General features: G+C 42.8%; 13 protein-coding genes. All 13 read left to right on the plus strand.

Annotation, left to right across the window (positions count from 1 at the left end; translation table 11 throughout):
* Window positions 1-6: 6 nt before the first annotated feature.
* The 13 genes from CLOL250_RS06510 to CLOL250_RS13340 all read left to right on the plus strand — a co-directional run bounded on the left by CLOL250_RS06510 (window position 7) and on the right by CLOL250_RS13340 (window position 12396).
* Window positions 7-1434: an MATE family efflux transporter gene (locus CLOL250_RS06510; RefSeq protein WP_008401456.1), complete on the plus strand. Its 1428-nt coding sequence runs from the start codon at window positions 7-9 to the stop codon at window positions 1432-1434.
* A gap of 128 nt (window positions 1435-1562) precedes the next feature.
* Window positions 1563-2042 (plus strand): hypothetical protein, encoded by a 480-nt coding sequence (locus tag CLOL250_RS13325; protein ID WP_049941091.1) that lies wholly within the window; start codon window positions 1563-1565, stop codon window positions 2040-2042.
* A 13-nt stretch (window positions 2043-2055) separates the two neighbouring features.
* Entirely contained in the window at window positions 2056-2301 is a 246-nt protein-coding gene (locus tag CLOL250_RS13330; protein ID WP_008401458.1) for a hypothetical protein, read from the plus strand.
* A 708-nt stretch (window positions 2302-3009) separates the two neighbouring features.
* Window positions 3010-3447 carry an RrF2 family transcriptional regulator gene (locus tag CLOL250_RS06520; protein WP_008401460.1) on the plus strand — a complete coding sequence of 146 codons (438 nt, stop codon included), beginning with the start codon at window positions 3010-3012 and terminating at the stop codon, window positions 3445-3447.
* A gap of 660 nt (window positions 3448-4107) precedes the next feature.
* Entirely contained in the window at window positions 4108-5121 is a 1014-nt protein-coding gene (gene spoIIIAA, locus CLOL250_RS06525; protein WP_008401464.1) for a stage III sporulation protein AA, read from the plus strand.
* Between the two features lie 18 nt (window positions 5122-5139).
* Window positions 5140-5667 carry a stage III sporulation protein AB gene (locus CLOL250_RS06530; RefSeq protein WP_044945296.1) on the plus strand — a complete coding sequence of 176 codons (528 nt, stop codon included), beginning with the start codon at window positions 5140-5142 and terminating at the stop codon, window positions 5665-5667.
* A 15-nt stretch (window positions 5668-5682) separates the two neighbouring features.
* Complete coding sequence (gene spoIIIAC / locus CLOL250_RS06535; protein ID WP_008401466.1) at window positions 5683-5883, plus strand: stage III sporulation protein AC; 201 nt, start codon at window positions 5683-5685, stop codon at window positions 5881-5883.
* Between the two features lie 12 nt (window positions 5884-5895).
* Window positions 5896-6282, plus strand: coding sequence for a SpoIIIAC/SpoIIIAD family protein (locus tag CLOL250_RS06540; RefSeq protein ID WP_021944766.1), 387 nt, complete (start codon window positions 5896-5898; stop codon window positions 6280-6282).
* 4 nt (window positions 6283-6286) lie between these two features.
* Window positions 6287-7555 (plus strand): stage III sporulation protein AE, encoded by a 1269-nt coding sequence (locus tag CLOL250_RS06545; RefSeq protein WP_008401468.1) that lies wholly within the window; start codon window positions 6287-6289, stop codon window positions 7553-7555.
* Window positions 7556-7621: 66 nt separating this feature from the next.
* On the plus strand, window positions 7622-8206 hold the full coding sequence (locus CLOL250_RS06550; protein ID WP_044945301.1) for a stage III sporulation protein AF: 585 nt from the start codon (window positions 7622-7624) through the stop codon (window positions 8204-8206).
* A gap of 45 nt (window positions 8207-8251) precedes the next feature.
* Window positions 8252-8905, plus strand: a complete 654-nt coding sequence (locus CLOL250_RS13335) for a hypothetical protein (protein ID WP_008401470.1) — start codon at window positions 8252-8254, stop codon at window positions 8903-8905.
* 16 nt (window positions 8906-8921) lie between these two features.
* Window positions 8922-9647: a SpoIIIAH-like family protein gene (locus CLOL250_RS06560; protein WP_008401471.1), complete on the plus strand. Its 726-nt coding sequence runs from the start codon at window positions 8922-8924 to the stop codon at window positions 9645-9647.
* A gap of 688 nt (window positions 9648-10335) precedes the next feature.
* Window positions 10336-12396, plus strand: coding sequence for an Ig-like domain-containing protein (locus CLOL250_RS13340; protein WP_008401472.1), 2061 nt, complete (start codon window positions 10336-10338; stop codon window positions 12394-12396).
* Window positions 12397-12423: the final 27 nt, after the last annotated feature.

Genomic DNA, 12423 nt, shown 5'->3' on the forward strand with positions numbered 1-12423 from the left:
TGAAATATGAAAAACAAAAAATCCTTTCTGTATGTGATGCTAACGATTGCATTTCCTATCGCATTACAGAATTTATTAACTACAACAGCCAGTATGGTAGATACGATCATGATCGGAAGACTGGGAGAGTCGTGTGTGGCAGCAGTTGGTATCTGTTCGCAGATCAGCTCACTGTTCTTTAGCTGCTACTGGGGCTTCGCCAGTGCGTCGATCCTGTTCTTTTCCCAGTACTGGGGAGCGGATGATGAAAAGGGAATTAACCGTACATTCGGTATCACTTTCATCTGTATGGCAATCGTGGGATTTGCATTTGCATCTCTGTGTATTATCAGACCGGAATTCTTATTGGGGGTATATACAGATAAAGAAGTATTTATCCAGATCGGAAAGCCGTATATGCGGATCGTCGGATGGGCATATCCGCTTCAGGTATTTGCTGTACTTATCAGCTTCCTGCTACGGTCAACAGAGCGGGTGAAAGCGCCGCTTATCTGTTCCATCGTAGGATTGGTAGTGAATTTCTGTTTGAACTTTGTATTGATATACGGTAAATTCGGCGCACCGAAAATGGGTGCAGCCGGTGCAGCAGTCGGAACACTTGCATCTGCAATCATCAATTTATTACTGCTGTTTATCTATCTGATGCGTTCAGAATGCAAGGTGCGGATTCGTCTGAGTCAGATGTTCTTATTCCATGGCGGATTTATCAAAGTATATCTGTCAAATGCATTTCCGATCCTTTGCAATGAACTGTTTTATGGAGTAGGACAAATGCTGATCAATATTGTGATCGGACATCAGAATGAATCCGCGATTGCGGCTATGGCGGCGTTCCGTGTCTGCGAGGGCTTTGTCTATGCATTCTTCGGTGGTTTGTCAAATGCCACCAGTGTTGTGATCGGACAGTCTGTCGGCGCCGGTGACCATAAGGGAGCATACCGGTTTATGAAGCGGTCGGCATTATTCTGTCCGGCAGTTACTTTCGGGATTGTGCTGATCTGTGCGTTATTGCATGAACCGCTGTTTGGCTTATTTGGACTGGGTGATCAGGCACTTCGGTATGGCATGTATATGTTATATATTTACCTGTTTTTCGGTGCCGTTCGAACCTGTAACTATATTATGAATGAGGGATATCGGGCAGCAGGTGAGACGAGAGTCGGAACCTATGTGGAGATTGGCGGTTTATTCCTGGTCAGCGTTCCGGCGACATGGATCGCAGGCATGGTCTTACATCTGCCTTTCCTTGCGGTATTCTCATTTGTATATACGGATGAGCTGGTGCGTCTGGCAATCGAGCTTGTTTATACCAGATCAGGCAAATGGGTGAAGCCGGTTACGGAAGCCGGAAGAAAGACCCTGCCGGAGTTCAAAGATTGGTTAAAGAACCGTAATAATCGTAAACGAAATGCAACATCTATAACGAATAATTAAGCTGACAAAACGGGATGACAAGCATATACTTTTTGTATTCGAAAACAGCCGAGGAAAGGCATTGTGATGAGAGTCGCAATAAGAATTCCGGAAATGTATTTATAAATGAATGCAGGAGGATTTTAAACATGAGAAAGAATATAACGCAATCAGGAAAAATCGTGACAGCAGTACTTGCAGCAACGCTTGCAGCCGGTTTGCTGGCTGGATGTAATGGTGAAAGATCAAAGTCGACAGAAAAGACGAAAGGAACAACGGAGGTATCAACCGAAGTAACGACAGAGAAGACAGAAGCCGAGACTGAGACACAGACAACAGAGGCGGCTTCTTCTGAAGAAGATACCGGTACAACAGAGGCTGAAGCTTCTACAACGGAAGCACAGTCGGAAGATGTGTCATCTCTGCCGGGTACTTATCCGATGGATATGGTATTTAGCAGTGGAGCCGGTGGGTGGAGTACAACGCTCACGTTATCTGAGGATGGATCATTTACGGGAGCATTTTCCGATTCGGAAATGGGAGAAAGAGATGAGAATGATTATCCAAATGGAACGGTGTATTTCTGTAATTTCAGCGGACAGTTTGCAAATATCAAAAAAAGTAAATGATTATACATATTCCATGACGCTTGACAGCGTTGTTATTGATAAAGAAGCAGAACGAATAGAAGATGGTATCCGTTATAAAGAAGGAGAGCCATCCGGCATGGACAGCGGAACAGAGATTTATTTCTATACTCCGGATGCACCTGTCTCAGAATTGCCTGACGGATTCTTGTCCTGGTGGCAGACTCGTTCTACTGATGCAACTACGCTTGGATGTTATGGAATCTATAATAAGTCCGCTGATGCCGGATTCTTCCAGTAAACCGGCAGAAAATTCGAAAGAAGCGATCAATAACAAAGAACGCATGAATTAAATAGTAAAAAGGAAAAGGCTTTGCCGGGAACAAGATAATTTCTGAAGAATAGTTTTCAGGATATGAGTTGTTTCGACAAAGTCTTTTTTATTTAAAATAATTGGCTGAGTTTAAAAATTATTGAGAAAATATATTGATAGGAAGATATTGGTAATATATAATCAGCCCATAAAGTTAAAACATATTAAACCTATGAGATAAGTAGAGATTAAAACACAGGAGGTTCGATCATGACATATGAAAACAGTAGGATAAACAGAAAATATGATATGGGAATGTGTTGTTGCTGTTGTCAGACTGTATGGATGAATACGGTTTATTTTTCATATGCATGATAGACGATAGATTGAGATTACGATAAGTGAGCAAGGCAGTTGTCTACCTGCATAAGACAGCTGCCTTTTCTTTATAACAATGAGAAAATGCAGCATTTGACGTGGATTGTTCAGTGGAAGATGCATTAAAGAAGATAATATTTTATTACAACCGGATAGATCGCCATAAAAAATAATTTTGTACTTGATAAATCCTATAGAAATAGTATACTACAATACAAACGACAATTTATCATGTTTGCAGAAAAAATAGATGAGATTCAGATGATGTATAGAAGCATGGAATCATTTTAATCAGATAACAACGACAGGGAGGTCAAGATGAAGATATCAACAAAAGGAAGATATGCGATAAAACTGATGCTGGATCTGGCCACCTATTATAATGGTGAGCCGGTTAAGATAAAGGATATTGCAAGAAGACAGCATATTTCAGACAAATATCTGGAGCAGATCGTTGCAATATTAAATAAGGCATCACTGGTAAAAAGTGTCCGTGGAGCGCGTGGAGGATACATGTTATATGCTTCACCGGAGAATTATACGGTGAGGCAGATATTAGAAACGGTAGAAGGAAGTCTGGCACCTGCTGACTGTGTAGGCGCTAACGCAGCCTACTGCGAAAACAGAAGTATGTGTGTCAGCGTACTGATCTGGGAGAAACTCGATCAGGCAATACAGGATGTATTAGAGGGCATCACATTAGCCGATCTCGTCGATTGGCAAAACAACCTGATGGTAGATCAATACGTTATTTAATATATGATAGACATTTGCGAAATCCATGGAGCAGATAATGATTAAGCATCTTGACTTACCAAAACAGGGGCATTTGAGTCCGCCGGTTCTTAGGTGGTGCGCAAGCAGCATCTTAGTACCGCTGCAGGACTCAACGAGCGGAAGCGTCCCCTGGTTGGTAATGTCAAAGGTGATTAATCATTGTGATATAGATATAGTTACAAATGTCCAATAATTAAAGAGAGGTAGCAAACATGGCAAACGTTCAATATTCCGGTGTGCGTGAGAGCAGACCCGGCAGGGTCAACGACCTTGGCACGACAGGAAAAGAAGTAGAAGAAAATTACAAAAAGGGTGCCTGAAGCGAGCAGATCGAAGCTTTGCACAGGGCTGCGAGGGATGTACGATCATGGTGCCGATCCATTGTGAGGGCTTCATGTCAAAGATCTGCGCATCGGGTTTTGATACCACATTTCACTCTGAAAAATTCAGAAAGGAATGTGGTATTTTTTTGTTCTAAATTTCATTTGTCATGCATACATTATAACTATCAGAAGTGTGTAACATCCTACTTTAGGTATCAGATCATATCAGAAAAGCAGATGCTTTTCGAGTATTGGCAGATGATGGAACTGACAGGTGAAAATGGTTACAGATGACATATGCATGAGGTGAATCGGTTTGGAAAAAAGCAGAGAGAATGAAATATTGAAGATATTATCCGTAGCGTTAAGGAGAATATTTTCGAGTGAGATATATGATTATAACAAGCTTCAGGAGATAAGGCTTAGGATGAATGAACCCTTGATCGTGATCTATGATAATCGGGAATATTTTGTGACGGAGAAGGGAAAGCGAACCACAGAATGTAAGAAAGCATATATGGTAGCACCTGCCGATATAAGGGAAACGCTGGAATATATCAGTAACTATTCACTCTATGCATATGAGGATGAGATCCGGCAGGGATTTATAACGATTCAAGGGGGACATCGTGTAGGGCTTGCAGGAAAAGTCATTCTGGAATCTGGAATGATCAAGAGTGTCAGACATATATCATTTATCAATATCCGTTTGTCACATCAGGTTAAGGGATGCTGTAAGAAGGTTCTTCCGTACATAATAAATGGAAATGAGACATTTCATACACTGATCATTTCCCCACCGCGATGTGGCAAAACCACACTTCTTAGAGATATGATCCGGATGTTGTCGGATGGATTTCCAGGATTCAAAGGAAATACTATCGGTGTCGTAGATGAACGATCTGAGATCGGAGCCTGTTATAAAGGCGTACCACAAAATGATATCGGCATACGGACGGATATTCTTGACTGTTGTCCAAAATCATATGGAATGCTGATGCTGATCCGTTCGATGTCACCGCAGATCATAGCGGTGGATGAGATTGGCAGCCGGGATGATATCGATGCGATCTACAGCGTGATCAACTGCGGCTGTAAGCTGATCGCAACCGTACATGGCAATTCCATTGATGATATCAGGAATCGTCCGGGACTACGGAAGCTGGTCGATGAGAGGGTATTTGAACGATATATCGTGCTGAGCAATCGCAAACGGACAGGAGAGATCCGGACGATATTTGACGATCGGGGAAGTGTTCTCTTTATGGCAGAGGATGAACGCCTGACATCGGCATATGAAAATGAAGCGGCTGTAGCAGAACTGTCATAAGTGCAGGGAGGCGTACATATGTTATATATAAAGATTCTTGGAATGCTTCTGGTGGTCACAGCTTCCTATGGGATAGGAAAGACGATAGGAGTTTATCAGAACCGGCGCGTGGAAGATATCTACGAGCTTCTGATATTTGTCCGGATGGCAAATGGGCATCTGGCATACAGTGCATCGGAGATCACCGAGATCATTCGGGAAGGATCGGATAAAGCAGGGGGAAGGATCGGAGACTGGCTTGCCGGGCTGGCTCTGCAGTTTCGGACGGAAGAATATGCTTCTTCTTTTGAGCAGATCTGGACAGGCAGTATCGGAAGTCTGATGGAATACAGCTATCTGACGGATGCACAGATCGGTGCGGTAAAAGAGCTTGGAAAATGGCTGTGTTATATGGATATCGATATGCAGATCAGGAATCTGAAGCTGTGGGAGCAGAACATGCAGACAGAGTATGAAGAACAAAAGGACAGAGCACACAGGATAAATAAAGTATCCAGGTCACTTGGATTACTCGGAGGGATCTTTTTGATAATACTGATAGGGTAAGGGTGGCAGGAGCTTATGACGATACAGTTATTATTGAAGATAGGTGCGGTAGGAATCCTTGTAGCACTGTTGAATCAGATATTAAAGCATTCGGGGAAGGACGAGCTGGCATTCCTGCTGAATCTGGCGGGACTTATCCTTGTACTTTCGTGGATCATTCCATATATCGTAGAATTCTTTAATGACATTATGAAGCTTGTAAATATCGGTGGATAGGGGAGAAAAGGCATGAGTCTTGTTACGGTATGTATGGCATCGGTTCTGGTCGTTTTAGTAGCGATAAAACTAAAGAAAATGAATGCAGAATACAGCACGCTCTTAAGTATTGGAGCGTGTTTATTTATTGTCAGCTTTATCATAGGAAGACTTGGAAATGTACTGGATTCCATCGACCGCATCACCGGGTACATCAATATCAATATGGAGTATATATCAATCCTGCTTAAGATGCTTGGCATTTCCTATATCTGTGAATTTGCGACAAATATCTGTAAGGACGCAGGCTATGGAGCGATCGCTTCGCATATTGAGCTTGCCGGACGGGTGACAATGGTGGTGATGAGTTTGCCGATTCTGTTCCATGTGATCGATATGGTTGTTCGTCTGATGGGGTAGAACTATGAGAGGACAAAAAGCGAAAATGATTATAGCAGGCATTGTGGCAGGACTGATCTTAATCGCAGTGGTGTTATTTGCCGGGAAGAAGCAGAAAACGTTTGCTATGCAGGAATCGGGTAATGGAAGACCACCCGGGTTTGTCCCAGAACTTATAAATACCGAACCGGGAGAGTTTGCTGGATATCGAAGATCGGATATGAAAATGGCAGATGTGGATACAGATATATCGGATGTTGATGAGACGGATCTGGGACTTGATGAAAACGCTTTTGACGAAATGGACATGTTGACAGAAGAACAGGCAGGACTCTCTTTTCGGGAGGTCGTATCCTATATCCGAAACGGAGACCTTCAGGGGCTTCTTGACTACAGTCTGGGAACAATACAGCAGACACTTACAGGGGAGATAAAAAGCAATAACCGCCTGCTCCTTCAGCTTCTTGCCGTTGTCATTCTTGGTTCGGTGTTCACGAACCTGTCCGGAAAGTTTGGAAAGATGGTAGGTGGAAACGGCTTCTTCGTCACCTATCTGATGGTGGTATCCATCCTGCTCGGAATGTTTGCGGTCGTTTCCGATATAGCGGTGTCGGCAGTCTCGGATCTTACGGATCTGATGATCACCTTTATACCTGCTTATACGTTGGCTGTCTCCTATACAAATGGTGCAGGCACGGCGGAATTTACCTATCAGATCACGGTGCTGATCATTTTTCTGTGCGAGAAGGTGATCGTTCAGATTGTATTTCCGCTTACCAAATGCAGTGGCGTGGTCGGACTTGTGAATAAGTTAAATGCCGAGGATCATTTTTCAAGGACGGTTACGTTATTAAGGAATATTGCAGGATGGATCCTGAAAACCATGTTTGCAGTCGTAACCGGAATGAATGTGATAAAGGGAGTGATGGTTCCATCAGTGGATAAGCTGGAGAGAAATGCCGTCTTAAAAGCTTTCGGTATGCTGCCGGGTGGAAATACAGTTAAGAATGTTTCGGATATCCTGCTCGGTTCGGGGATGGTTTTAAAAAATGCGATCGGGATTGCGGGTGCAGTCGTCGTATTGCTGGCGGTGCTTCTGCCGGTTACCAAGATCGCAGTGATCTATCTGACTCTTCGTATCGTATCTGCATTTGTGCAGCCTTTGGGAGATAAACGGTTTTCCGACGGCATTAACATTATGGCACAGACCATCGGACTGATGCTGCGTGGCATCTGGTGTGCTTCCTTTTTATTTATCATCTCCCTCACACTCATGACGTTGCTTGCGAGGTGAAAAGTTGGTTGTCCATCCGGGTACATGCATAACCGTTTTTCAGAAATTGGTGGAAAGGAGTGCTGGATGTTGTTAGCCTGGATAAAAAATATCGTGCTTTTTATATTGTTTTCTTCTCTGGTGTTTTTCCTTTTGCCCGATGAGAAATACAGAAAATACATGCAGACGGCGGTTGGTTTTGTACTGGCGATCATTGTCCTGACACCTGTATTAAGTGCGGGTGGCTTAAATGATATTCTAAGCTTTGATTATTACTATGAATCAGTTGCAGGCGCACCGGGAAACGGTGATGTTACATATTATACAGATGTCATGGAGACGATGATCAAAGATCATTTGCGCGATACATTCCAACTGGACAGTAAGGTGGCGATCACCTTTGATGAGAATTACACGATCACAGCGGTTGATGTTACGGTCGGAGAATTAGATACAAAGAATGACGTTGAAGACAATGTTGTAAGTGAAAAAACAGCAGAGAAAGAGGAATCATTCGATCGTGCAGCAGACACAACAGAAAAAGAGAGCGTATCAGGAATTGCGGCAGATACAATCGTGGATGCAGCAAAACTCCGTCAGGAGATCGCAAAAGAGTATAAGATCAGTGAGGACAGGATCAAAGTATTTATAAATGGATATCAGACAAAATAACATGTACTAAAAGCGGACATGTTACATATAATGGAGTGAGAGAGCATGGAAGGAATATGGAATAACATCAAACAAAAGCTGCAGGAACTGAAAAAAGATAAAAATGCGGCACTTCGAAAGTGCATGGGAATTTTGCTTGCAGGTATTTGTCTGCTGGTCATTCTCTGGCCGTCTGATAAGAAAAACGGATTTTCCGGACTTGATGCTTTAACCGGAACGAAACAGGACAAAACGTCCGGTGGAGTGACCGGAAAACAACAGAACGGAGAATATGCCTCAGACAATGGACAGGGAATTTCAGGAGAAGAATCATCGGCAAACAGCGGCTATGAAGATTATATAGCATTTCAGGAGGAGAAGCTGCGAGGGATACTGTCTCAGGTGAAAGGCGTCGGAACGGTAAGTGTCATGATCACATTAAAAGATGGAGGCGAGAAGATCATAGAGAAGGATGTGACGAAGTCCGATAGTGAGTCAGATGGCAGCAGTCAGAAGAGCAGGAGTGAGACTTCTGTTATGACAAATGCAGACAGCGGCGAATATCCCTATGTAAGCAAAACACTGGAACCGGAGATTGAGGGAGTTCTGGTCAGTTGTACGGGGGCTTCCGATCCGACGATTGCGATAAAAATAACCGAAGCGGTTCAGGCATTATTTGATGTTCCGGCGCATAAGATAGTTGTATTAGAACAAGAATAAAGCATGGAGGATATGGATGAAGAAAAAGATCTTTAAGAAAAACCGTCTGGTGATACTTGCCCTGTCGGTTATGATCGGAGTTGCAGGTTATCTGAATTTCAATGCAGGGAAAAGAGACGACCTGTTGCGCCAAAAGGCAAAGGAGACAAATGCGGATGCCGAAGTTATCAGCTATGACAGCGATAAAGCGGATGTTACGGAAGATGGACTTACAGATCAGGCAGACAAAGAAACGATGGGCATTTCTGACAATACAGAAGTGGGAGAAGCTGCATCGGAGAATACCGATACTACATATCTGGAACAGGCAGCTCTTGAAGAAAATGTAGAACTGAACAGTGATGAGGAGGATATCGGAGAAGCTGTTCTTACAAGTGCTCAGACTATGAAAAGTAATCTTGCGACTGCAAAACTGAACCGGGAGCAGAGCCGCGCAAGAAGCAAAGAAGCATTGCTTGCGATCATCAACGATGAAACGATGGACAGTGCAGCAAAAGATGAAGCAGTAAACAGCTATGTAAAACTTACCGATACGATCGAGAAAGAAACAGATGCAGAAACCGTCCTGACAGCCAAAGGCTACACTGACTGCATCGTAACCGTAAATGATGATACCGTCGATGTTACACTTCCTGTTGCAAACCTGTCCGATACCGAACGGGCACAGGTAGAAGACATCGTAACCAGAAAAACCGGCTATGACGTATCCCAGTTGGTGATTACCATAGCCGAGGATAAGTAGGAATACACCTGCTGGGTTTATGACATAAATATGATGCCCTCTATAAATGACTTGCTGCGCTTTCGCATCAAAGCGCATCTGACGACACTATAATAAGAACCGGATACCCCATTGTAAATGACTTGCTGTGCTTTCGATTCGAAGTAAATGCCCTATTCGTAAATACTCCTGTGCAACTCGCCTTCGGCTCAAACAGGCACCCGTATTTACTGGCAATTTACTTCTCCTGTCGAAATGCTCGCAGATGTCATGTTACAAGGGGTATCCGGTTCTTGTTATAGTGCCTGTCTGAAGATATAAAAGATTATAGTGCCTGTTGGAGAAATAATTCAAATACAAATTCCCTCTATAGAATGATCCTTGTGAGGATTTCGATATGAGGTGCACATTGCCAGTAAATACGGGTGCCTGTTTGAGCCGTAGGCGAGTTGGCACAGGAGTATTTACGAATAGGGCATGTGCAGCGAATCGGAACCGCAACAAATCATTTATAGAGGGGATTTGATTTGTATTATCCACCAACAGGCACAATGGAAAAACTGCACAAAAACAACTGGATATTTTGTATAAATAGAATGTGTTACCTTGTTTTTATGTAGGGCGTCAGATATAATTAAGCTATATGTCTATATAGCAGAAAAAGACGTAGAATTACATAAAAAACAAGTTTTTTTACAGGGAGGTATGAATGAAAAACGGAAGAACAACAATGATAAAAAGGTTTTTTGCCTTGGTTCTGGCATTTGCGGTAGCTGTCTCGATCCTGACAGTGCCGGTACAGGAATCGTATGCAGCCGGTGGCAAAGTAAAAACGGTGGCAGTCACAAACCTGCCGGCAAAACAGCTTACACTCAAAAAGGGTAAGTCATTTACTCTGAAAACGAAAGTAAGCGTTTCCGGTAAAAAGGTATCAAAAGCAGTTACCTATAAGACCAGTAACAAGAAAGTTGCTACTGTTAATGCAAAGGGTAAGATCACGGCGAAGAAAAAAGGAACCGCTACGATCACCATTTACTCTAAAGCAGATAAGAAAAAGACGTGTAAGATCAAGGTAACAGTCGGAACGCCTGTTACAAAGGTGAAACTGAATAAGACAAAGGCGAATTTAAATGTTGGTAAATCATTGACATTAAAGACAACCCTTTCACCGAAGAAACCAAGCAATAAGGGAATCATTTGGAAAAGTTCAAACACCAAGATAGCAACCATTACGAGCAAAGGTGTTGTAAAGGCAAAGAAAGCCGGAACGGTTAAGATCACAGCAACAGCAAAGGACGGCTCCGGTAAGAAAGCCACCTGTAAGATTACAGTGAAGAAAGCAGCTTCGATCATACCAATCCCGACACCGGAAGAACCACTGATCGTTAAGAGCCTGAATATAGCACAGCCGGATATGTTAACCATTACATTAACAAAGCAGGCAGCACTCACGGCTTCGGACTTTCAGGTATGGGCAAAGAAATATGAAAGTGCAGACTATCTGAAACAGTATACGATCGGACAGATAACAACAACGGATTCGCTTACTTATAAGATTAAGCTTACAGGAGATTCGGTGTTACAGAAAAACTCCTATATAAAAGTAGTAGTTCCAAAATTAAATCTGTCAAGAGAATGTATCTATCGGGAGAAAACTTATACGATAGAAAAATCAGAAACATATGTATACAAACTCGGAGCTTCCGTCGATGAGAGCCGGGTACTTGGAAAGGGCTATTCCAATTGCTCTGTCAGCGGACTGCCGGCAGGGGTTAGATATCAGATCAAGACAGCTGCTGCCACATGTACACTTAAATTTAACGGTAATGTGACAAAGAAAGGAAAATATACAAGCAAATTAGTCTATGAAGATGAACTTGGTAACAAATTCAGTATGACTATCATCTGGCTGGTTTATGATGGAACGGAATTGCTTGTAAAGGATGCAGAAAAGGTTCTGACAACTGCGTGGGGAACTACGCTTCCACAGCTTGCGGTATATGGCGGAAACGGAACTTCTACAAGTGATTACACATATGAGCTTCTACAAGAAGGCAGTGACAGCGCTGCATTAGCAGTTTCTTCACTTATCAACGGTGGAGCTGGGATACAGGTATCATCCCCAAAACTGTCAACCGGAACCTACAAGCTTCGTATCCGTGCAACAGATAAGACAGACACTTCTATGACAAGCACAGGAACTCTTACACTAAAAATTATAGAAGGCGGTTATTTACAGGGTAAAGTAAAAGATGCAAATGGCGATCCACTGACCAGTTTTCAATTCACTATGAAGAACCAAAATGAATATGCCGAGTATACGGATGAGGTAAGCGGCAGATGGAATGGTGTTAGTAAGGATGGAGTCATTTTAATGGATGATCTGGAAGCTGGTACTTATGATGTTGCGGTATCCAGTTATAGTGGAACAGTAGGTACTACTGTTTATAATCTGAAGACTCAGAAAGCGGCATATGGAACAGATGATGTGCATCCGGTCTGGTCATTTGATGTCACACTCCCGGTATATAAGGTTACTATAGAGCTGGACCCGGATGTGCCGGATGCAGTGAAAAATATAACCGGTTTTGGCAATTGGCAGGATGTTTCGGATGGAAGTTATTATGGATCGACCAAAACCGTTTATCTGGAAAATGGAACTCATCATTTAACCTGTCGAAAGAGTATAAGTGGTGTAATTTATAATTTTTATCTGGATGTGACGGTGAATGGAAGCAATACGACCGCATATGCATATGTCAAGGAATAAGATTCGGATGAGAACAGATAAGGGAAT

The organism is Clostridium sp. L2-50, assembly GCF_000154245.1.
Taxonomy (GTDB): Bacteria; Bacillota; Clostridia; order Lachnospirales; family Lachnospiraceae; genus Coprococcus.